Here is a 22295-nt window from a genome sequence, read left to right on the forward strand (position 1 = left end):
TGCTGTCTTCGATTCGAACGTCCCGCGCAGCACGGCGCGCGGTCCGCTCAATCATCAGCATCTGTAGCCGAAGGCATTCATGATCGAGACGATCTGGTTTCTCGTCGTGGGCGGCGTGCTCATTTTCATGGGCCTCGCCAGTTCGATGTTCAAGCGCCTGCCGATCAGCACCGCGATGTGCTACCTCGCGATCGGCTTCGCGATGGGCCCGGGCACGGCCAATCTCCTCACGCTCGACCTCGCGACCGACGCAACGGTCCTCAGGCGCATCACCGAGGTCGCGATGCTCGTGTCGCTCTTCGCGATCGGCCTGAGGCTGCGCGTGCCGCCCACCGACCGCATCTGGCTCCTGCCGATCCGCCTCGGCCTCGTCGCGATGGTGCTCACCGTCGCCGTACTCGCGCTCTTCGGCGTCTACGTGCTCGGGCTCAGTTGGGGACCGTCGCTGCTACTCGCCGCGATGCTCGCGCCAACCGACCCCGTGCTCGCGCACGACGTGCAGGTGGAAACGCCCGGCGACATCGACCTGTTGCGCTTTTCATTGACGGGCGAAGGCGGGCTCAACGACGGCATCGCGCTGCCGTTCGCGTTGCTCGGTATCGCGGTGTGCCGCTTCGAGGCGAAACCGGGCGAGGCGTTGCATTGGGGCTTCGCATTGCAGGCGATGTGGGGCATCGCGGGCGCGCTCGTGAGCGGCTGGCTGCTCGGCGCGCTGTCGGTTCGGCTCGTCGCGTGGCTGCGCACGCGCCACGGGCAGGCGCTCGGGCCGGAAGGCTTCTATGCGCTCGGGCTCATCGCGCTGTCGTACGGCGTGGCCGAATTGCTGCACACATACGCGTTTCTCGCGGTATTCGCCGCCGGTCTCGCAATGCGCCGCGTCGAGCAGAAGCAGAGCGGCGACAAGTCCGCGCGCCAAGCGGTCGGCAAGATCGATGCGGACGATGTCGGCGCCGCTGCGGCCGATCCCGAACGCGCCCACGCATTCATGGCCGAGCGCGTGCACGGCTTCACAATCGAGCTGGAACGCATCGCCGAAGTGGCGATCATGCTGATGGTCGGCGCCGTGCTCGCGACGATGTGGCGCGACGTATTCACCTGGCAGGCGACCGTGCTCATCGGCGCGCTCTTTCTGGTGTTGCGGCCGGCGGCGGTCGAGGCATCACTCATCGGCTCGCAGGCGACGGGCGCGCAGCGACGGCTCATGAGCTGGTTCGGCATACGCGGCGTCGGCTCGTTCTATTATTTGCTCTATGCATTCGAACATGCGCCGCGCGATGTGACCGCGCCACTCGTGCCGCTCGTCATCGGGACCATCGCCGCTTCGGTCATCGTGCACGGCATCAGCGCGACGCCGCTCATGAACCGGTATCAGCGCGCGCGAACCGATGCATGACCTTCGCCTTTTCTTTCGAGGACCGACCCGGCGTGAAGCATCTGATCTTCTTCTGCGGACATGCCGGCACCGGCAAGACGACGCTCGCCAAACGCCTCTTCGCGCCGCTGATGCAGGCGAGCGGCAAGCCCTTCTGTCTGCTCGACAAGGACACGCTCTACGGCGCGTATAGCGCGGCCGCGATCGGCGCGCTGACCGGCGATCCGCACGACCGCGACAGCCCGCTTTTTATCGAGCATTTCCGCGATCCGGAGTATCGCTGTCTCATCGATACGGCCGCCGAAAATCTCGCGCTCGGCGTGAGTGCCGTGATTGTCGCCCCGCTTACGCGCGAGGTGCGCAATGCACGGCTTTTCGATCGCGCGTGGCTCGGCATCGATGGCGACGTCGACATTCGCGTCGTCTGGGTGCATGTCGATGAGGATGTCGCGCGTGAACGCATCGTCGCGCGCGGCGATCCGAACGATGCGTACAAGCTCGCGCATTGGGAGGAATATCGCGAGCGTCTCTTTGTTCCCGATGAGGCGCTCGCCCGAACGCTCGTGATGTTCGACAACACCGCGCCGTCCGATCAGGCGCACGACGAACTGCTCGTGCGCCTCATTGGTTAAGCAGCGGCGAGCTGTCGAGCCGTCGCCACCGCGTTCGCGCCTTCGTACAGCTTGCCGAAGCGGTTGTTCAGAAACGCGGCGAGCGGCACCTGTTCCTGACGCACGAAGCCGCTTTGCGGCAGCACGCCTTCGCGGAAAAGATCGAGTTCCGCGCAAATCGCGCCGGCGGTCGTGATCTGGATCGCGCTCATCGGCACGCCGCACACGTCCTTCGCGAAGATCTTGCGCGTGAACACGTCCTGCACGAGTTGTCCGCGACGCATGCCCGTCACCGTCACGAAGATCAGCACGACGTCCTGCGCCGTCGACGGCACCGCGCGCTTCAACATCGTCTTGAGACCGTCACGGTCGGTGGACATGCGCAGATCGTCGAGCAGGAACTTCATCAGATCGCGATGGCCCGGATAGCGCACCGACTTGTAGTCGAGCGTCTCGACCTTGCCCGCGAGCGTTTCGCATAACGTGCCGAGTCCGCCCGACGTATTGAACGCTTCATACTCGATGCCATCGAGCGAAAAATGTTCGACGCCTTCGAGCGGCTGCACCCATTGCGTGCGCCCTTCGCGAATCGCCTCGCACGGCTGGCAATACTCGTTGATGAGGCCGTCGATGCTCCACGTGAGGTTGTACTTCAGCGCATTCGTCGGGAACTCGGGCAGCGCGCCGACGCGCATTTTCACTTCGCGCACATCGTCGAGACGCTTCGCCAGATCATGCGCGACGATGCCGATGAAACCCGGCGCAAGACCGCATTGCGGCATGAAGGCAAGCTCCGAGTCGTCCGCGATCGCGCGGATCGCGTGCGTCGCGCGCACGTCCTCGGTCAGATCGAAATAATGCACGCCCGCCGCTTTCGCCGCCGACGCGACGTTGATCGCGAGGTAGTAAGGCAGCGCGTTGACGAGCGCATCGAAGCCGGCGAGCGCTTGACGCAGCGCCGGCGTATCCGCGGAATCGACGCGGCGCGTCGGGATGCCTTGCACATCGAGAAGCGCGAGCGCGTGTTCGTCGCGATCGAACGCGACGACGTCGAAATCCCCCGTTTCGCGCAGCAAATGGGCAATGCTCTGACCGATCAATCCGGCGCCGACGAGGGCCACTTTCATGTTCATCTCCTTTGTGTGTGCGTGTTGGCCGATACACTTCTTCACACAGTTTAGGAGCACGCGAATACTGATCCTAGACGCAAAATGATGCGCTTCGACGACGTATTTCGTCGTTTCGACGATCGATCACTACGATTCGTATCGACTCAACCTGCGCGATCGATTTTGCGCGCGAGGATGATGGACGTCGTCGTCCGTTCGACGCCTTCCAGCGCGCCGATTTCATCGAGCAGATCGTTCAGGCGGTCGGGAGAATCGGCGCGCAGCCAGGCGACGTAATCGAACTCGCCGCTCACCGCGCAGAGCAACTGAATCTCCGGCATGCGCGCAAAGCGCTTCTGCAGGTCGCGGCCGTACTTCGGCGTGAGCTTGATGCCGACATACGCCTGAATGCTCGCATCGAGCACATCCTGACCGAGCCGCACGCCGTAACCCGCGATCACGTTGTTCTTCTCGAGCCGCGCAATGCGGGCGATGACCGTCGTGCGCGCGACGCCCAGTTGCCGCGCGAGATTCGCAACGCTCTCGCGCGCGTTCATCTGCAAAAGCGCGACGAGATTGCGGTCGATGTCGTCGAGCTGATCGAGGCGCGGCGGTCTCATGTGGGCGTCGTCCTTGGCGTTTTGTGTTTTGCGTTATGCGTTTTGAATGCCATCTGGCATTTTGTGTTTAGCATTATCGCCGAGACGCTATGCAAACAACGCCGGTCAGACGCCGAGCTTCGTCACCATGAAATCGACAAAACTCGCGAGCTTGGGCGTCGCGCGCGTATCGCGTGGATAGACCAAATGCACAGGCGATGGCTTCGGCAGGAAGTCCTGCAGCACGGCGACGAGCGCGCCGCTTTTCAGCTCGTCGTCGACGAGTGCGTGCGGCTGAAGCACGAGACCGAAGCCCGCGAGCGCCGCCTTCTTGAGCGCCTGCCCGTTGTTCGTGCGAAAGCGCGCGGACTGGGTGCGGCGCGCGTGCATCGTGTCGTCCTCGCCTTCGAGCCGCCAGCCCGCCTCGCGGCCCAGATGCACGAAGCCCAGGCACTCGTGGCTCGCGAGATCGGCGGGCGTCGTGGGCGTGCCTGTGCGCGCGAGATAGGAAGGCGCCGCGCATACCGTCATCGCGTACGGTTCGAGCGGGCGCGCGACGAAGCTCGAATCGGCGAGCGTGCCGATGCGCACGGCAGCGTCGAACCCCTCTTCCACGATATCGACCATGCGGTTGGTCAGATCGAGCTCGACGCTGATTTGCGCGAACGCCGCGAGAAATTCGGTCACGGCCGGCGTGACGAACTGCACGCCGTATGTCAGCGGCGCGGTGACGCGCAGTACGCCGCGCGGCGTCGCGCTCATGGATTCGGCGAGGGAATCGGCGGAATCGACTTCCGCGAGAATGCGCCGGCAGCGTTCGTAATATTCGCGGCCGATCTCGGTCAGACTCTGGCGACGCGTCGTGCGCACGATGAGCCGTGCATCGAGCCGCGCTTCCAGCGCCTGCAGATGCTTGCCGGCCATCGGCGCGGATATCGAAAAGCGTCCGGCGGCGGCGCTCAGGCTGCCCGCCTCGACGATGGCGACGAAGACCCGCATGCTCAACAAGGTATCCACTGCGTTTATTTCCAGAGTCGTTTCGAATGTAAGCAGTTGTGGCAATACGGGCGAATCCGCATGCACTCGTGATACTAATATCCGCCGATGGCGTGATCGTCGCGCTTCCTTTCGGCGCGGCTTACGAAGCACGCCGCTTTCCATATCGATCGAAGGTAACCCGAATGAAAAGAACACTCGTTGCATTGGCCGCATTTTGCGCATTGAGCCCGGTTTTCGCACAGCCGTCGGCGCCCGCTGCGGCATCGTCGCCCGCCGCTCAGACCGCGGCATCGGCACCGGCCGGCAGCAAGCGCGAGGCACGCGTCGAGGAGCGTATCAAGGAACTGCATTCGAGCCTCAAGATCACGCCGCAGCAGGAAGATCAGTGGTCGAAGTTCGCCGATGTCATGCGCGACAACGGCCGCACGATGGCCGATCTGTACCGGCAGCGCATCGCGCAGCGCGACACGATGTCCGCGCTCGATGACATGAAGCAATACGAGCAGATCACCCAGGCCAACGCCGATGGCACGAAGCGCCTCGTCGAAGCTTTCGAGCCGCTTTACGCGAGCCTTTCGCCCGAGCAGAAGAAGCTGGCCGATACGAGCTTCCGCTCGGAGCACGGCAAGCCGCGTCACAGCGCGCATCGTCATCCGCATGCGGCGGGCGCGGATGCGGCATCGGCAACGAAACCCTGAAGCAGGACGGCACAAAAGAGCCCGCATCGCGCGATGCGGGCTCTTTTTCGTTCGCCGGGTGCAAAATGGCGCGAATGCCGTTACGATCCCGCTCCGCCCACGTCATTCCCAATCCCGCCATGCTCCATCTTTCGCAACTCGATCTCGCCACCGATCCCGCCGCGCGCCGCGTCGTGAAGGACGAAGCCGTCGCCGTCGAATTCGCGGCCGCAGCCGGTGAACTCATGAGCCTCGAAGGACCGAATCGCTATGCGAGCGGCGATGCGATCGTCAGCGGCGCCGGCGGCGAACGCTGGGTCGTGTCGCGCGAGCGCTTCGATGCGAAGTACGTGCCCGAAGGCGGCATCGCGCACGGCGAGGCGGGCACGTATCGCAACCGTCCGAGCGTGGTGCTCGCGAAGGAGATGCGCAAGCCCTTCTCCATCGCGCGCTCCGCAGCCGGCGACATCCTGACCGGCGACGCCGGCGACTGGGTCATGCAATACGCGCCGGGCGATTACGGCGTCGTGAAAGCGGCGCGCTTCGCCAAGGTCTATCGCGACGCTTGAGCCGCGCTCAGGCGAAGTCCTCGCCCATTTCGATGTCCACTTCACGCGGCACGGTCTGGCCGTCCGCGTACATCTCTTCGAGCGATCCGAGCGTCGCTTCCACATAGGCGCGCAACACCGCATAGCTGCGCGCGTGCATGCGCGGCGGCATCGCACGATAACGCGCGAGCGCGGCCGGATCGAAGCGCACGTCGATCGTGATGCGCCGCGCGCTCGAACCGAAGCGCATCGCCACGTAGTGAATCACGAGCGAAGTCCGGCCTTCATCGTCCTTGCGTTCGGCGAATTGCGTCTGCTCGGGAAAGAGATCGCAGATCACGTGCGCGAGCATGTCGATGTCCGCGCTCGGGCAGTCGTATTGATAGTCGTCCATTCGATGTCGATATTCGATTGAAGCCGAGAGCGCAATCGGCTTATCTGCCCTGCGCCGCGGCACGCCGATAGTAGCGCACGAGCGCGGCCGCGACGATCACGCCGAGCACGAGATACACGGCGTCGGCGGCGATGAGCGGCACGAGCCGCGCCTGAAAGAGCGCCGCAGGCAAGCCGACGAGCGCATGCGCCGCGATGAGAAACGCGAGCGCGTGCCGCGAGCGTTCGCGCAGCATTTGCCACATCAGCGCGGAAAAGCCGAGTTGCAGCACGAACGCACCCGCACGCTCGACCAAAAAAATGCCCGCCGAAACCGGCGACAAGCTCATCAGCACGAGATGAATGCGCGCGATGGCTTCGAGCGGCGCGTTGGCGAAATGCGCATCGAGCGTGCCGCGATTCGCGAGCACCGCATAGACGATCCATTGCGTCTGCACGAGCACGCCGACGATCCACGCTTCCGCCCCGCCGTGCCCGATGCCGTAACCGAGCGCCGGCCCGTGCCGGTCGAGCGCGCCCGGCTCGCGCGAGATGAGCCATTTCATCGCCAGAAAACGTCCGACTTCCTCGCACAGGCCCGCCGCGATCGCGCCATAGATGACGAACACCGCGGGATTCGCGAGCCACGCCGAGGTGACCGGATTGCTCAACATGAAGCCATGCAGCGCACGTTCGATGACCATCGCGAAGAGCGCGAATGTGGCGATGCCGAGAATCGCCTCGCGCGGCACGATCGCGAAGCGCGGCTGCAGCTTCCTGTAAAGCACGATGGGCATCGCGGCGATGATGAGCGTCGCGAGCGCGAGGCTCAGCAAGGTCGTCACACTGACCATTCAGATTCCTTGTGATGCTTGTTGCGCGTCGTCGTGATTCGCGCGTGCCGTCGATGCGCGCACGACGAGCTCGCCCGGCAGCAGGCATTCGCGCGCGGGCATCGCGGCGCCGCCGAGACGCTCGTGAAGAAATTCGACCGCGCGCCGGCCAATATCGTACGTCGGCTGGCGGACGGTCGTCATGCCGGCGAGCTGCGCCCATTCGGAATCGTCGATCGACATCAGCGCGACGCTCGCCTGCCAGTCCGCGCCGTGACGCTCCTTCAGATGCACCGCGACGCGCAGCGCGACCGGCCCGTTCGCCGCGAACAATGCGACGCGCTTGCCCGCCGCTTTCGCCGCCGCGACGCGTGTGTCGAGTTCGGCGAGCGCGGGCGATGCATCGGCGAGATCGATTACGAGCGTCGAGCCGCTCGCATCGAGCGCCGCGACGGTCTCGCGAAACGCGGCCTCGCGCAGGCGCCGCGAGCTCACGTGCGTGACGGGCTGCACGATGAACAGCAGTTCGTCGAAACCTTCGTCGACGAGATGACGCGTCGCGATCTGCACGGCGGCGGGATTGTCGAGCCCGACCATGTCGGTGATGAAACCTTCGACGGAGCGATCGACGAGCACGACCGGAATGCCGCCGCGCGCGAAGCCTTGCAGCAGTTCTTCCTTCACACCGAGCGCATTGACGATGACGCCTTCGACGCGATACGTCGTCAGCAATTGCAGATAGCGCCGCTCCATGTCGATTTCGTTGGCTGCGTGACAGATGAGCGGCATGTAGCCGAGCGCGTGGCACGCGGCCTCGACGCCTTGCAGCACTTCGACGGAATAGGGATTGGTGAGGTCGGCGAGCAGCATGCCGATCAGACGATTGCGGCCGCGTTTCAGGCCGCGCGCCATCTGGTTCGGCCGATAGTCGAGCTTGGCGATGGCCGCCTCGATGCGCTCGCGCAGATCGGGCGACAGCACGCCGATCTCGCCGTTCAGATAGCGCGAAATGCTGGTCTTGCCAGTACCGGCTTCGCGGGCGACATCGGTGATGGTCGCGCGGCGCGCGCCGAACGCGCTCGGGCGGTTCGTCAGTGTGGGATCGTCGGACATAGTGGTCGTGGGCACGCGCTTCGCCGTGAAACGTGGCGCGATGCGGTCATTATCGTTCTCCTCGCATCGCGCATGTTAGCGCATGCCCGCGCGACCCCGTTTTTCAGCGCGCGAGGACGTCGCGATTCACGATGTTCTGCGTGAGCGTGCCGTCCAGTGCGCCGATGAGATTTTCCGCGGCGTTGCGCGCCATCGCGTGACGCGTTTCGAGCGTGGCCGAGCCGATGTGCGGCAGCGCCACGACATTTTTCATCGCGAGCAGCGGCGAATCGGCGGGCAGCGGTTCGTGTTCGAACACGTCGAGACCGGCGCCGCGGATCGTGCCGTTCTGCAGCGCTTCGATGAGCGCGGCTTCGTCGACGGTCGGCCCGCGCGAAGCGTTGATCAGGATCGCGTCCGGCTTCATTTTCTTCAGCTCCTTCACGCCGATGAGCCCGCGCGTTTCGGGCGTGAGCGGCACTTGCAGGCAGACGAAATCGGAATGTGCGAGGAGCTCATCGAGCTCGACGCGCTTTGCGCCGTAGTCCTTTTCCGCCTGCTCGTTCGGGCTGCGGTTCGTGTAGAGCACGTTCATGCGAAAGCCGAGCGATGCGCGCCGTGCGACCGCCCCGCCGATGCGTCCCAGGCCGACAATGCCGAGTGTCTTGCCCTGCACATCGACGCCGAAGCATGCCTCGCCGATGCTGGCTGTCCAGTTGCCTTCCTTTACCCATTCGGCCAGTTCGACGACGCGGCGCGCGCTGGCGAGGATCAGCGCGAAGACCGTATCGGCGGTGGATTCGGTGAGCACATCGGGGGTGTGCGTCAGCACGATGCCGCGGCGCGTGAGGTCTTCCACGTTGAATTGGTCGAAGCCTACGGAGATCGTCGACAGTGCTTTCAGGCGTGTTGCGCCTTCGATCATGTCGGGGGAGATTTTTATGCTCGCGCCGATGGCACCGTCAGCGTCTTTTAGCGCTGCGACGAACGCAGCTTCGTCTTTCGGGTCGACGTTCAGCACTTCCGCGTGTTTGCGGAGATAGGTTTCTACGTCGTCGGGCAGGGGTTTGTAGGCTACGATTTTTGGCTTCATGGTGTGGTTCTTTGCTCGCTGGTCGTCGTGGTTTGGGGATTGTCGCCGGATCCCGTTTTCATGTTGGTCTATTAGCACTGCCCCTGTGCGGGGCGGCAGTCACTTTCTTTGCTGCTGCAAAGAAAGTAACCAAAGAAAGCAGCTCGTTTAGGCCCGCGGTCACACGTAGTTTAGGTAGTTCTCTCGTCCCAGGCGGCACTCGCCTAAAGAGTGCCCTCATCACAATCACCGGGCTTGGATCGCGCACGGTCTGTCACATCGCTCCGCTCTACTCGCTGGCTCAGCACCAAATAGCTCCGGCCCGCTTCGCGGCCGAGGGGCCAATCGGGTCTGCGCGTGCCTCTTCGCTAACGCTTCCATCTCACCGCACACGCGTCAGGTTGGTTTCCCTTGCAGACCCCACGGCAGCGCGGAGCGCTGTGCCGGAACTCTTTCGTGCTGAACCAGTATTCTCAGAGGTACTAGCTTGTCAGACCGTGCGCGATCCAAGCCCGATCGGGCCTTCGAGGGCACTCTTTAGGCGAGTGCCGCCGGGGACGAGAGGACTACCCAACGTGCGTGTGACCGCGGGCCTGAGAAGCTGCTTTCTTTGGTTACTTTCTTTGCAGCAGCAAAGAAAGTGACTGCCGCCCCGCACAGGGGCAGTGCTAATAGACCAAAAACAAACCGGGATCCGGCGACAAAAAAATCAAGACCGCACAACAACCCCACCACGAACGGCAGCTTGAGGTTTAACGGCTAACGTAAGCCAAACAGCAAGCAGCAGAGCAGCGCTCATGAACACGTAAGAGGCGGCCGGCGACCCAGTAGCCCCATTCAAATACCCCACGAAATAGGACCCAACGAACGACCCAAGCGCCCCCATGCTATTGATAAGCGCCATCGCCCCGCCGGCGACATTCTTCGGCAGCAACTCCGGCACGATCGCAAAGAACGGCCCATACGGCGCATACATCGCCGCGCCCGCGATCACGAGCAACGCATACGAAGCCCAGAAGTTCGTCGACCCAAGCAGATACGATCCCGCAAACGCCACCGCGCCGATCAGCAGAAACGGCCACACAAACGCCTTGCGCGTCTGAAGCTTGTCCGAGGCCCACGAAGCCAGCAGCATCGCGATCGTCGCAGCAAGATAGGGCACTGCCGAAAGCCACCCCGTCTCGACCATGCCGAGCGTCGACCCGCTCTTCAGAATCGAAGGCAGCCACAGCACAAACCCATACACGCCGATGCTCCAGCAGAAATACTGCGCGCACAGCTTGATCACCGCCGGCGACTTGAACGCCTCGCGATAATTCTTCACCGGCTTGATCGCAGCCTGTTCCGCGCGCAGCGTCGCATCGAGATCGTTCTTCTCCTGGTCCGTGAGCCAGCTCACCTGCGCGGGCTTGTCCTTCACGATGAACCACCAGATCACCGCCCACACCACGGCAGGCAGCCCTTCCGCGATAAACATATGCCGCCAGCCGAACGAGTTCACGAGATAACCTGACACGACCGACATCCACAGCACCGTCACCGGATTGCCGAGAATCAGAAACGTATTCGCGCGCGAGCGTTCCGATTTCGTGAACCAGTTCGCGATGAACACGAGCATCGCCGGCATCACCGCCGCCTCGACGACGCCCAGCACGAAGCGGATCGCCATCAGCGACGGAATATTGCTCACCATGCCCGTGAGCGTCGCGCAGCCGCCCCACAGGACGAGGCTCCAGAACACGAGCTTCTTCACGCTGCGGCGCTCGGCGTAAATCGCGCCCGGAATCTGGAAGAAAAAGTAGCCGAGAAAAAACAGCGCGCCGATCAGCGACGACAAACCCTTGCTGATGCCGAGATCCTGATTGATGCCCGCAGCCGACGCGAAGCCGTAGTTGGCTCGGTCGAGATACGCGAGGCTGTACGTGATGAAAACGATCGGCATGATCGCCCACCAGCGGCGCACGGCCAGCGTGGGAGTGGAAGAACTTTGCATGGTTGTCTCCGAACGCACTTCGGTTGAGTCTCGTGGATGGCTCTCAGGCCAGATCGAACGCGGCTTTGGCCGTCTTGTCGTTGGAATCCTGCGCTTCCAGCCGATCGAGCGCGGCGCGCGCCGGCAGGCCCTCGCTATCGCCGATCACCTGAATCGCCAGCGCGCCGATGCGGTTGCCGCGCGCGATCGCATGACGCACGTCGCGCCCTTCGAGCAGCGCGCTCACGACGCCGACCGCGAAGCCATCGCCCGCGCCGACCGTATCGACGACATTGTCGACCGGCACGCCCGGCACGATGCCCTGCTCGCCGTCCGCCGTGCGAAAGTACGCGCCGTGCGCGCCCAGCTTCACGACGACGCCCTTCGCGCCCCGTTCGAGGTAGAACGCGGCGATGTCCTCCGGCTTCGCATAGCCCGTCAGCGTCAATCCCTCCGACACGCCCGGCAGCACCCAGTCCGCCAGCGCGGCGAGCGCGTTGAGCGATTCGGCCATCGCCTCGCGCGACGGCCACAGCGTCGGGCGCAGGTTCGGATCGAACGAAATCGTCTTGCCTGCTGCACGCATTTCGCGGGCCATGTGGAACGCGAGTTCGCGCGAAGTCGCCGAAATCGCCGGCGCGACGCCCGTCAGATGCAAATGACGCGCGCCGAGCACGTAGTCGGCGCAGTAATCGTCGAGCGACAGATGGCTCGCCGCCGAGCCCTTGCGGAAATATTCGACGGCCGGATCGCTGCCGTCGTCGCATTTGCCCTTGAGCTGGAAACCGGTCGGATAACGCTCGTCGATCGTCACGCGGCGCGCGTCGATGCCTTCGGATGCCAGCACGTCGAGCACATAACGGCCGAACGAATCGTTGCCGACGCGGCTCATCCAGCCCACCTTGAAGCCTAAACGCGACAAACCGATCGCCACGTTCAGGTCCGCGCCCGCGACACGCTTCGTGAATTGACCGGCCTTCGCGAGATCGCCAGTGACGGCCGCGACGAACATCGTCATCGCTTCGCCGTAGGTGACGACGTCGAGGGCTTCAGGCTTGGCTTGCATGTCGGTGTCCTTTGCAGATGAATGCTGAATGCAAAATGCGTAATTCAAAATGCCGCTCAAAATGCCGAAATGCGTTCGACCTGGCGAGCCGCGTCCGCGTCGAGCGAGGCGTCCGCGCCGGGAATGAACGGATATTCGATGCCGCGCGGCACATCGCCGGGCAAATGCGCGAGCAGCGTCGCGAAACGCGCGTCGCCGTTTGCGGGCGCGGCGGCGAAACGGCGCGCGCCCTCGCCCATCACCGCCTTGCAGTGCACATAGCCGACGTAGGGCGCGAGACGCTTCACGGCGTCGAGCGGGTCTTGCTCTGCCCAGTGCCAGTTGCCGGTGTCGAAGGTCATCGCGAGGCCGCTTCGGGCCGGCAGCGCCGTGAAAAGCGCGTCGAACGCGCCGATCGTGCCGCCCGCCTTCAGTTGCCCGTTCTCCACGACGACGCGCGCCTTCGATTCGGCGATTGCCGACATTAAACGGTCGAGCGTCGCCGCATCGGTCGCTACGCTGGTTTCCGTGCCGCCCAGTTGCAGCTTGACGATGCGCGCGCCGAGCGCAGCAGCCTCATCGATGGCAAGTTTGAGTGTGTCGAGATCGAGCGAACCGTCGTCGCGAAACAGCGTTGCGGGCGTCGAATGGACGGCCCACAAACCCTGCCCGCGAATCCGTTCGCCCAGTTGCGCGAGCGCTCCCACTTGCGCATCGGTTTCGCTCGCGAATAGTTCGCGGCGCACTTCGAAGCCGCCAGCGCCCGCACGCGCCGCAGCGGCAGCCCAGACCGAGTGGCCGTCGCGACGGATCGCATCCGCGCCGAACGCGCTCGCGACGATCACGACTTCGGTACGCTGGCCATCGATGCGGGATTTTTGATTCACTTGCGTCTCACTCTCGGTTTTGGCCCCGAAAATCCTCATTGGAACCGGTTCCATAAACGTTTTTCAAAAAAGACGCCGCAGCGCCCGTGTGAGAACGAATGGTGCGTCAGACCGCCGCCAGCGCGCCATAGTGGAATTCCCTAGCCGAGCAAACCGGGCTCTTCGCACAGTTCCAGAAAACGGGCTGCGACACGCGACGGCGTGGCCGCGTGCGGCAGAAGGATCGAGAAACGACGCGTGAGCGGTTGCGGCGCGATGCGCACGCGCCGCAACGCGCTGTCCTCGTGACGAATCGACATCGCCGACACGAAGCCGATGCCCATGCCCGCGCGCACCGCCTCCTTCACGCCCTCCACGCCCGCGATTTCGAGCGCGACGCGCATCGGCGCATCGCAATCGGCGAACGCGCGCTCGATGATCTGCCGCACGCCCGAGCCGGGCTCGCGCAGCACGAGCGGGTGCTCGCTCAACGCGTCCAGCGTGGCGGCATCGCGTCCGTCGGCGAGTGGATGGCCGTTCGGCAGAATCGCGACGATCTCGTCCTCGCGCCACGACGTGACGGTCGTGCCGAGCGGCAGATCGTGGCCGGGCGAGCCTTCGACCAGCGCGATATCGAGCGAGCCGAGCGCGGCGACGATATCGGCCGTATTGCCGTCGATGGTCGTCACGAGCACATCCGGATACCGCTTGTGAAACGCCGCGATCAGATACGGCAGCAAATAACTCGCGGGCGTCGTGCTCGCGCCGATGCGCAGCGTGCCGCGCTCCAGCCCGCGCAACGCGTCGCGCAGCGCGTGCGCCGCGCGGAAAGTCTCGCGCAGCCGCTCCGCGTGGCCGAGCAACTGCTCGCCGGCGGCGGTCAGGCGCACGCCGCGCCCGTCGCGCTGATAGAGCGGCTCGCCGAATTCATCCTGCAGCAAGCGCAATTGCCCCGACACCGCGGGCTGCGACAGATGCAGCGCCACCGCCGCGCGGCTGATATTGCCGTGCTCCGCCACTGTCGCGAAAGTTATCAGTTGTTCCGGGGTCATTTATCGTAAATATCAGCGCGTCCGATACTTCACATTCTAAATCACGATTTTTCATATTGATATATCGAGAATAGGATTAGCCCATCGAGTCATCCAACATTCCAACGGGTTCTTCCATGTCAACGGTCCAGTCCGCCCAAGCCCTGGCGCCCGCCGCGCCCTCCACGCGCGGGCAGCTCAACGGCATTCTCTTCGTCGCATTGTTCGCCGCCGCCGTCACGCGCCTCGCCTCGGTGCCCGCCATCGCCGGGCTTGGCATCAGTCCGCTGATCGTCGGCATCGTGGCGGGCGCGATCTACGGCAACGCATTGCGTCACGGCATGCCCGACAGCTGGGCCGCCGGCGTCAACTTCTCCGCGCGCAAGCTGCTGCGCATCGCGGTCGCGTTCTTCGGGCTGCGCGTGAGCCTTCAGGAAATCGCGCAAGTCGGCGTGTCCGGATTCACGGTGTCGGTGCTGGTCGTCGTGAGCACGCTCGTGATCGGCACGTGGGCCGGCATGAAGCTGATGAAGCTCGATCGCGATACCGCCCTCCTCACGGCAGCCGGCAGCGCGATTTGCGGCGCGGCCGCGGTGCTCGCGTTCGAATCGACGCTGCAATCGAAGCCGCACAAGAGCGCGATGGCCGTCGGCAGCGTCGTGCTGTTCGGCACGCTCTCGATGTTCCTCTACCCGCTCGCGCTCAACGCCGGCTGGTTGCATCTCGATACGCTCGGCGCAGGCCTGTTCTTCGGCGGCACGATCCACGAAGTGGCGCAGGTCGTGGGCGCGGCGAGCAACGTGAGCCCGGAAGCGACGCATATCGCGACCATCGTCAAGATGACGCGCGTGATGCTGCTGGTTCCGGTGCTGCTCGTGATCGGTTTCTGGATCAGCCGCTCGCGCAATGCGGCGGACGGCGCGGCGCAGGGCAAAGGCAAGATCGCGGTGCCCTGGTTCGCACTCGGCTTTCTCGCGCTCGTCATCGTGAACTCGCTGCATGTTTTGCCCGATGTCGCCACGAGCACGATCAACACGCTCGACACCTTCGCGCTCACGATGGCCATGACCGCGCTCGGCATGGAAACGCGCATCGCGCAGATTCGTCAGGCCGGCCCGCGTGCTCTGGCCACCGGCGCGATCCTGTATGTGTGGCTCGTCGGCGGCGGCCTGCTGATCACGCTCGGCGTCGAGCGTCTCTTCGGGTGACCGAGGCACTGAAGTACCCGTCGCGCGAGAACCCCCTCGCGCGACATCGCTTTTTGAAGGAGCACTCATGGAACACGGCGCTCGTACCCAGAACGAGAAGCTCGATGTCAAGACCACGACGTGCTACATGTGCGCGTGCCGCTGCGGCATCCGCGTACATCTGCGCGACGGCGAAGTCAGATACATCGACGGCAATCCGAACCATCCGCTCAATCAAGGCGTGATCTGCGCGAAAGGCGCGTCGGGCATCATGAAGCAGTATTCGCCCGCACGCCTCACGCAGCCGCTGATGCGAAAACCCGGCGCGCTGCGCGGCGAAGCGCAGTTCGAGCCGGTCTCATGGGAGGTCGCGCTCGATACGCTCGAAAAGCGCCTCGCCCACCTTCGCGCCACCGATCCGAAAAAGTTCGCGCTCTTCACGGGCCGCGACCAGATGCAGGCGCTGACGGGCCTCTTCGCGAAGAACTTTGGTACGCCTAACTATGCGGCGCACGGCGGCTTTTGCTCGGCGAACATGGCCGCGGGCATGATCTATACGATGGGCGGCTCGTTCTGGGAATTCGGCGGCCCGGATCTGGACCGCGCGAAGCTCTTCTTCATGATCGGCACGGCGGAGGATCATCACTCGAATCCGCTCAAGATCGCGTTATCGAAATTCAAGCGCGCGGGCGGGCGCTTCATCGCGATCAATCCGATCCGCACGGGCTACGCGGCCATCGCCGATGAATGGGTGCCGATTCGCCCCGGCACCGACGGCGCGCTCTTCATGGCGCTGATCCACGAGCTGATCGCCGCCGACGCCTACGATCACGAGTTCGTCACGCGCTACACGAACGCGGCCGAACTGCTCGACATGAACGAAGCGAGCGACACCTTCGGCCTTTTCGTGAAAGACGAAAGCGCGCCCGAGTCGAACCCGCTCTTTCCGCAGAATCATCTGTGGTGGGATACGAAGAGCAATCGCGCGGTCGCGCATCATGCCGACGACGCCGAGCCCGCGCTCGATGGCCGCTATACGCTCGACGACGGCACGCCCGTCGCGCCGTCCTTCGCGTTGCTGCGCGAGCAAGTCGCATCGTGCACGCCGGAATGGGCCGCCGACATCACCGGCATTCCCGCCGCGACGATCAAGCGCCTCGCCGCCGAAATGATCCAGGCGAGCCGCGATCACAAGATCACGCTGCCGATTCAATGGACCGATTGCTGGGGCAAGAAGCACGACACGGTGACCGGCAACCCGATCGCCTTTCACGCGATGCGCGGTCTCGCCGCCCACTCGAACGGCTTCCAGTCGATCCGCGCGCTCGCCGTGCTGATGTCGCTGCTCGGCACGATCGACCGTCCGGGCGGCTTCCGTCACAAGTCGCCGTTCCCGCGCGCGGTACCGCCGTCGGCGAAACCGCCGAATCATCCCGATCAGGTGAAACCAAACACGCCGCTCGCGAACGGTCCGCTCGGCTGGCCCGCTGCGCCCAGCGATCTCTTCATCCACGACGACGGCACGCCCGTACGCATCGACAAGGCGTTCTCGTGGGAGTATCCGCTCGCGGTGCACGGCGTGATGCACAGCGTCATCACGAACGCGTGGCGCGGCGATCCGTACACCATCGACACGTTGATGATCTTCATGGCCAACATGGCGTGGAATTCGTCGATGAACACGATGGAAGTGCGCAAGATGCTCGCCGACAAGCACGAAAGCGGCGAGTACAAGATTCCGTTCATCGTCGTGTGCGACGCGTTTCAGTCGGAGATGACCGCGTTCGCCGATCTCATCCTGCCCGACACGACGTATCTCGAACGCCACGACGCGATGTCCATGCTCGATCGCCCGATCTCCGAGTTCGACGGTCCCGTCGATTCGGTGCGCGTGCCGGTCGTGCCGCGCACGGGCGAATGCCGGCCGTTTCAGGAAGTGCTCGTCGAACTCGGCAGCCGCCTCAAGCTGCCCGCGTTCACGACGCCCGAAGGCACGCGCAAGTATCGCGATTATCCGGACTTCATCGTCAATCATCAGACCGCGCCGGGATCGGGCGTCGGCTTTCTGATCGGCTGGCGCGGCAAGGACGGCAAGGATGCGCTCGTCGGCGAACCGAATCCGAACCAATGGGAAGAGTACGCAAAGCACGATTGCGTCTATCACTACACGCTGCCCGAAGAACTGCAATACATGCGCGGCCAGAACGGTCCGTATCTCCAGTTCGCGGTCGACAAGGGCTTTCGCAAGTTCAACGAGCCGATCCTGATTCAGCTCTATTCCGATGTGATGCAGAAGTTCCGCCTCGCCGCGCAGGGACGCACGAAAGGCCGGCAGCCGCCGGACCATCTGCGTGCGCGTATCGAGCAGTATTTCGATCCGCTGCCATTCTGGTATGCGCCGCTCGAACTCGATACGACGAATCTCACGCAATATCCGCTCGCAGCCGTTACGCAGCGCCCGATGGCGATGTATCACTCGTGGGACTCGCAGAATGCGTGGCTGCGGCAGATTCACGGCGAAAACATGCTTTACATGAATCCGCGCATGGCGAAGGCGAACGGCATCGAGGATGGCGGCTGGATCTACGTCGAATCGCAATGGGGCAAGGTGCGCTGCATGGCGCGCTATAGCGAAGCGGTCGAGCCGGGCACGGTGTGGACGTGGAACGCGATCGGCAAGGCGTCGGGCGCGTGGAGCCTCGGTCCCGACGCGAACGAATCGCAGCGCGGCTTCCTGCTCAATCACCTCATCACCGACGAGCTTCCGGCGTCCGCGCGCGAAGGCATGCGCGTCTCGAACTCCGATCCGATCACCGGACAAGCCGCGTGGTACGACGTGCGCGTGCGCGTCTATCCCGCTGAAAGCGACGCCGACCACACGCTGCCGCAATTCGCGCCGATGCAGCCATCGCCCGGCATGACGGGATCGATACAACGCGTCGTGCAAACCTACTTCGCCGGACGCGGCGAGTTCGCCGCGCGTCTGCGCAACGTCATCAAGCGCGACGCAAAAAACTGAAGGAGACCAGCATGACTCAAATGGCCCTCGTCATCGATCTGAACGTCTGCGTCGGATGCCACGCCTGCGTCACGAGTTGCAAGGAGTGGAACACGTCCGGCGAAGCAGGCAGTCTCGCGGATCAGCGACCCTACGACGCCGATCCGTCCGGCACCTTCTTCAACCGCGTGCAAACGTATGAAGCGGGCGAATTTCCGCTCGCCGATACGATCCACTTTCCGAAGTCGTGTCTGCACTGCGAAGACCCGCCGTGCGTGCCCGTCTGTCCGACCGGCGCGAGCTACAAGCGCAAGGAAGACGGACTCGTGCTCGTGGACTTCGACAAGTGCATCGGCTGCAAGTACTGCGCGTGGGCGTGTCCGTACGGCGCGCGCGAACTCGACGAAGAGCGCAAGGAGATGACCAAGTGCACGCTGTGTGCCGACCGCATCTACAACGAGGCGCTGCCCGAGCGCGATCGCAAGCCGGCGTGCGTGCTCGCGTGTCCGACATCGGCGCGGCTTTTCGGCGATATCCACGATCCCGAGTCGGTCGTGTCGAAGGCGATCGAGGAGCGCGGCGGCTATCAGCTGATGCCCGAATGGGACACGAAGCCCGCGAATCATTATTTGCCGCGTCGTCCTGTGAATTCATGCGGCAGCGGCGGCTCGTGCGGCTGTCAGTCAAAAGACGCCGATGCGCTCGACGCACACGGCGACCTCAATCTCGCGTCGATGGCCGTGCGCGTCTGACCTCATCGGAGATCGAACATGAAACCCGCGTTTTCCGTCGTGTTCCTCACGACATTGAGCGGCGCCGCGCAAGGCTTGCTGATCGCGCTCGTCGGCGTCGAAGTGTGCGCGAAGCTCGGTCTGATTGGCGCGCCCGCGCAGATGTTCTTCATCGTCGGCGCGGCGTTGTCGGTCGTGCTGGGCGGGCTCGGGCTGATCGCATCGTTCTTTCATCTCGGGCATCCCGAGCGCGCGTGGCGTGCCATCGCGATGTGGCGCACGTCGTGGCTCTCGCGCGAATGTCTGTGCCTGCCTGCGTTTCTCGGATGCGCTGCGGTGTATGGCGTCGCGCACTGGATCGGCACGCCGTGGTCGCTTGCCATCGGTTTGATCGGCGTGATCGCATCCGCGGCGCTCTTCGTCTGCACCGCGATGATCTACGCGTGCCTGCGCTTCCTGCAGGAATGGGCGACGCCGCTCACGATGGTCAACTTCGTGCTGCTCGGCTGCGCGTCGGGGTTCACGCTCGCGACGGCGTGCGCCGCGTGGCTCGCGCCATCGCTCGCGGCGGGTCTCGCCGCTTGCGCCTGCACGCTGACGCTCGCGGGTTGCGCGACGCGCGTCGCTGCGTTGCAGCGCAATGCGAAGCTGCGGCCGAAATCGACCGTGCAGAGCGCGACGGGCATCAAGGGGCCGAACGTCGTGCAGAAGTCGCGCGGCTTCACAGCGGGCGCGTTCAATCTGCGCGAGTTCTTTCACGGACGATCGGCCGAAGCGATCGCGCGCATCAAGTGGACGTTTCTCGTCGGCGCGTTCGCCGTGCCGTTCGTGCTGATGGTGCTCGGCATCGGAGCGCAGTCGGTCGCGCTGTTCTGCCTCGCGTGCGTCACGCAGTATCTCGGGCTCGTTGCCGAGCGATGGTTCTTCTTCGCCGAAGCACGGCATCCGCAGAACATTTACTACGCGCGCGCCTCGTAACGCGACGAGGCACGCGCTTCGGTCATGCCGCGAGTTTCAGCGCCTGCTCGAAATCGGCGATGAGATCGTCGATATCCTCGATGCCCGCTGAAAGCCGCAGCATGCCGTCCGAAATGCCCATCGACTTGCGCACGTCGGGGCCGGCTTCGAAGAAGATCGTCGGCGCGACCGGAATGATCAGCGTGCGCGTGTCGCCGAGGCCGGTCGCCTTGACCGGCAATTTCAGCGCGTTGACGACGTCGATCATGCGATCCGCATTGCGCAACTCGAACGACAGCAGCCACGACGCGCCCTTGAACAGCGCCTGCGCGGTCTCGTATTGCGGATGACTCTTCAGCCCCGGATAGAACACGCGCCCGATGGCCTCGTGCTGCTCCAGAAACTGCGCGAGCGCGAGCGCGTTCTCGCTGCATTTGGCGACGCGCAGCGCGAGCGTTTCCGCGCCCATCGCGATGGAATGCGCCTGCTCCGACGACAGCGACGCGCCCATGTCGCGCAGCCCTTTCTTGCGGATTTGCAGAAGCCCCTGTTCCTTCGACGCGGACTTGCGATATTCGTCCGCGATGTTCGGATACGCGCTCCAGTCGAAGAGCCCCGTGTCCGTCACCGCGCCGCCGAGCGCCGCGCCATGACCCGCGATCGTCTTCGTCAACGAATTGACGACGAGACTCGCGCCGACCGCCTTCGGCCGGAACAGTGCCGGCGACGTGATCGTGTTGTCGACGACATACGCAAGCCCACGCTCGCGGCACAGCTCGCCGATGCCCTTGAGATCGGGAATCTGCGTGCCCGGATTCGCGATGGTCTCGACGAACACCATGCGCGTATTCGGCTGGATGGCGTCGGCGACATTCGCGGCGGACGTGCCATCGACCATCGTTACTTCGATGCCGAGCGTGCGCAGCGTGCCGAACAGGCTATTCGTGTTGCCGAACACATAGCGGCTCGACACGATGTGATCGCCCGCGCGCAGCAAGGTGAGGAAAATGGCCGTGATGCCGGCCATGCCGGTGCTGAAACAGATCGATCCGATGCCGTCTTCGAGGCTCGTGATCTTGCGCTCGAGCGCGGCCGTGGTCGGCGTGCCCTGGCGCGCGTAGTTGAAGCCGCCCTTCTTCGTGCCCTGGAAGACGCCGATCAGATCTTCCACGCGCTCGAATCCGTACTGGACCGATGTGTGGATCGCCTGACGCACGCCGCCATGCTCGACGCCCACGGTTCTGTCGCCGTGAACGATGCCTGTGGTGAAGCCTTGCTTGTCCATCCCTTCTCCGCTACGTCGAAAACGCAAAACATCGATTTTGCACGATTCGCGGCGATTCATGGCATCGGCGCGAAACGGGAACGCGTGTTGCTCGCTCGCTTCTTCGTCCGCGCGTTTCATCGCACGCTGAAAACGCGCACACTCAACTGTCGCCGCACACGCGGCATGCCCCGACGAGGAGCCCCTTTCTCATGGCTTACGAACTCCACTACTGGGACGGATTGCAAGGGCGCGGCGAATTCGTCCGGCTCGCGCTGGAAGATGCCGGCGCGGAATATATCGACGTCGCGCGCGAAACGAAGAAAAGCGGCCACGGCATGGACGCGATGATGAAAGTCCTGAACAGCAAGACGGAGCCGCAGATTCCCTTCGCGCCGCCGTTTCTGAAGGATGGCGAGCTGATCGTGCCGCACGTCGCCAACATTCTTCTGTATCTCGGGCCGAAGCTGAAACTCGCGCCGAAGGACGAAGGTCTGCGCTACGTCGCGCACGGCCTGCAACTGACGATCGCCGATTTCGTCACCGAAGTGCACGACACGCATCATCCGCTCGCGACCGATCTCTACTACGAAGACCAGAAGGACGCGGCGAAAATCCGCTCGCAGAGCTTTCTGGACAAGCGCGTGCCGAAATTCATGAACTACTTCGAGCGCGTTCTGAAGCAGAATCCGCACGGCGACACGCAGATGGTCGGCGACACGACCACTTACGTCGATCTGTCCATCTTCCAGATCGTCGATGGCCTGCATTACGCCTTCCCGCGCGCGATGAAAAAGTTCGGCACGCAGTATCCGCGCGTCGCGGCGATTCACGACGCGGTGCTGCAACGGCCGAACATCGCCGCTTATGTCGATTCGGAACGGCGCATTCCGTTCAACGAGTCGGGCATCTTCAGACACTATCCCGAACTCGATCAGGACGCTTGACACCTCAACGCCA

21 protein-coding genes are annotated in these 22295 nt (G+C 64.0%); 9 read left to right on the plus strand and 12 right to left on the minus strand.

From position 1 onward, the window contains the following. Nucleotides 1-79 precede the first annotated feature (79 nt). Nucleotides 80-1393 (plus strand): cation:proton antiporter, encoded by a 1314-nt coding sequence (locus tag AWB76_RS16900; protein WP_061161271.1) that lies wholly within the window; start codon nucleotides 80-82, stop codon nucleotides 1391-1393. Next, on the plus strand, nucleotides 1390-2004 hold the full coding sequence (locus tag AWB76_RS16905; protein WP_061161272.1) for a P-loop nucleotide/nucleoside kinase family protein: 615 nt from the start codon (nucleotides 1390-1392) through the stop codon (nucleotides 2002-2004). Before AWB76_RS16900 ends, AWB76_RS16905 begins: the two co-directional genes overlap by 4 nt. Here the strand turns inward: AWB76_RS16905 and AWB76_RS16910 are convergent. The 3 genes from AWB76_RS16910 to AWB76_RS16920 form a co-directional block, all read right to left on the minus strand. Then, a complete protein-coding gene (locus AWB76_RS16910) occupies nucleotides 2001-3110 on the minus strand; it encodes a saccharopine dehydrogenase family protein (protein ID WP_061161333.1) in 1110 nt (369 codons plus the stop codon). The genes AWB76_RS16905 and AWB76_RS16910 overlap by 4 nt on opposite strands. A 146-nt stretch (nucleotides 3111-3256) precedes the next feature. Next, entirely contained in the window at nucleotides 3257-3712 is a 456-nt protein-coding gene (locus AWB76_RS16915; RefSeq protein ID WP_053568293.1) for an Lrp/AsnC family transcriptional regulator, read from the minus strand. A gap of 105 nt (nucleotides 3713-3817) precedes the next feature. After that, nucleotides 3818-4708: a LysR family transcriptional regulator gene (locus AWB76_RS16920; protein ID WP_061161273.1), complete on the minus strand. Its 891-nt coding sequence runs from the start codon at nucleotides 4706-4708 to the stop codon at nucleotides 3818-3820. Between the two features lie 164 nt (nucleotides 4709-4872). Between AWB76_RS16920 and AWB76_RS16925 the strand changes: the two genes are divergently transcribed. Next, nucleotides 4873-5388 carry a Spy/CpxP family protein refolding chaperone gene (locus AWB76_RS16925; RefSeq protein WP_061161274.1) on the plus strand — a complete coding sequence of 172 codons (516 nt, stop codon included), beginning with the start codon at nucleotides 4873-4875 and terminating at the stop codon, nucleotides 5386-5388. A gap of 119 nt (nucleotides 5389-5507) precedes the next feature. Next, complete coding sequence (locus AWB76_RS16930; protein ID WP_061161275.1) at nucleotides 5508-5936, plus strand: PGDYG domain-containing protein; 429 nt, start codon at nucleotides 5508-5510, stop codon at nucleotides 5934-5936. Nucleotides 5937-5943: 7 nt separating this feature from the next. Here the strand turns inward: AWB76_RS16930 and AWB76_RS16935 are convergent, their stop codons facing one another. The 8 genes from AWB76_RS16935 to AWB76_RS16970 form a co-directional block, all read right to left on the minus strand. Next, nucleotides 5944-6309 (minus strand): DUF3022 domain-containing protein, encoded by a 366-nt coding sequence (locus AWB76_RS16935; RefSeq protein ID WP_035507842.1) that lies wholly within the window; start codon nucleotides 6307-6309, stop codon nucleotides 5944-5946. Between the two features lie 40 nt (nucleotides 6310-6349). After that, nucleotides 6350-7141, minus strand: a complete 792-nt coding sequence (locus tag AWB76_RS16940; RefSeq protein ID WP_061161276.1) for a YhfC family intramembrane metalloprotease — start codon at nucleotides 7139-7141, stop codon at nucleotides 6350-6352. Next, the gene (locus AWB76_RS16945; protein WP_061161277.1) at nucleotides 7142-8233 is read right to left on the minus strand and encodes a LacI family DNA-binding transcriptional regulator; all 1092 of its coding nucleotides are present in this window, start codon (nucleotides 8231-8233) and stop codon (nucleotides 7142-7144) included. 103 nt (nucleotides 8234-8336) lie between these two features. Further along, nucleotides 8337-9305, minus strand: coding sequence for a 2-hydroxyacid dehydrogenase (locus AWB76_RS16950; RefSeq protein ID WP_061161278.1), 969 nt, complete (start codon nucleotides 9303-9305; stop codon nucleotides 8337-8339). Nucleotides 9306-9993: 688 nt separating this feature from the next. Then, nucleotides 9994-11277: an MFS transporter gene (locus AWB76_RS16955; protein WP_061161279.1), complete on the minus strand. Its 1284-nt coding sequence runs from the start codon at nucleotides 11275-11277 to the stop codon at nucleotides 9994-9996. 43 nt (nucleotides 11278-11320) lie between these two features. Beyond that, complete coding sequence (locus AWB76_RS16960) at nucleotides 11321-12322, minus strand: sugar kinase (protein WP_061161334.1); 1002 nt, start codon at nucleotides 12320-12322, stop codon at nucleotides 11321-11323. A gap of 56 nt (nucleotides 12323-12378) precedes the next feature. Then, entirely contained in the window at nucleotides 12379-13188 is an 810-nt protein-coding gene (locus AWB76_RS16965) for a sugar phosphate isomerase/epimerase family protein (protein WP_061161335.1), read from the minus strand. A gap of 140 nt (nucleotides 13189-13328) precedes the next feature. Beyond that, entirely contained in the window at nucleotides 13329-14219 is an 891-nt protein-coding gene (locus AWB76_RS16970) for a LysR family transcriptional regulator (protein ID WP_061161280.1), read from the minus strand. Nucleotides 14220-14335: 116 nt separating this feature from the next. Between AWB76_RS16970 and AWB76_RS16975 the strand changes: the two genes are divergently transcribed. The 4 genes from AWB76_RS16975 (at nucleotide 14336) to AWB76_RS16990 (ending at nucleotide 20092) form a co-directional block, all read left to right on the plus strand. Next, a complete protein-coding gene (locus AWB76_RS16975) occupies nucleotides 14336-15406 on the plus strand; it encodes a YeiH family protein (RefSeq protein WP_061161281.1) in 1071 nt (356 codons plus the stop codon). A gap of 67 nt (nucleotides 15407-15473) precedes the next feature. Next, entirely contained in the window at nucleotides 15474-18404 is a 2931-nt protein-coding gene (locus AWB76_RS16980) for a molybdopterin oxidoreductase family protein (protein ID WP_061161282.1), read from the plus strand. A gap of 11 nt (nucleotides 18405-18415) precedes the next feature. Then, nucleotides 18416-19135, plus strand: coding sequence for a 4Fe-4S dicluster domain-containing protein (locus AWB76_RS16985; protein WP_061161283.1), 720 nt, complete (start codon nucleotides 18416-18418; stop codon nucleotides 19133-19135). Between the two features lie 18 nt (nucleotides 19136-19153). Next, on the plus strand, nucleotides 19154-20092 hold the full coding sequence (locus AWB76_RS16990) for a dimethyl sulfoxide reductase anchor subunit family protein (protein WP_061161284.1): 939 nt from the start codon (nucleotides 19154-19156) through the stop codon (nucleotides 20090-20092). 22 nt (nucleotides 20093-20114) lie between these two features. Here AWB76_RS16990 and AWB76_RS16995 read toward each other — a convergent pair whose 3' ends face one another. After that, nucleotides 20115-21356, minus strand: a complete 1242-nt coding sequence (locus AWB76_RS16995; protein WP_061161336.1) for a cystathionine gamma-synthase family protein — start codon at nucleotides 21354-21356, stop codon at nucleotides 20115-20117. A gap of 191 nt (nucleotides 21357-21547) precedes the next feature. On the opposite strand from AWB76_RS16995, the gene AWB76_RS17000 reads away from it, so the two are divergent. Further along, complete coding sequence (locus tag AWB76_RS17000; RefSeq protein ID WP_061161285.1) at nucleotides 21548-22282, plus strand: glutathione S-transferase; 735 nt, start codon at nucleotides 21548-21550, stop codon at nucleotides 22280-22282. The last annotated feature ends 13 nt before the right edge of the window (nucleotides 22283-22295 follow it).

Source organism: Caballeronia temeraria, from assembly GCF_001544795.2.
Classification (GTDB): domain Bacteria; phylum Pseudomonadota; class Gammaproteobacteria; order Burkholderiales; family Burkholderiaceae; genus Caballeronia; species Caballeronia temeraria.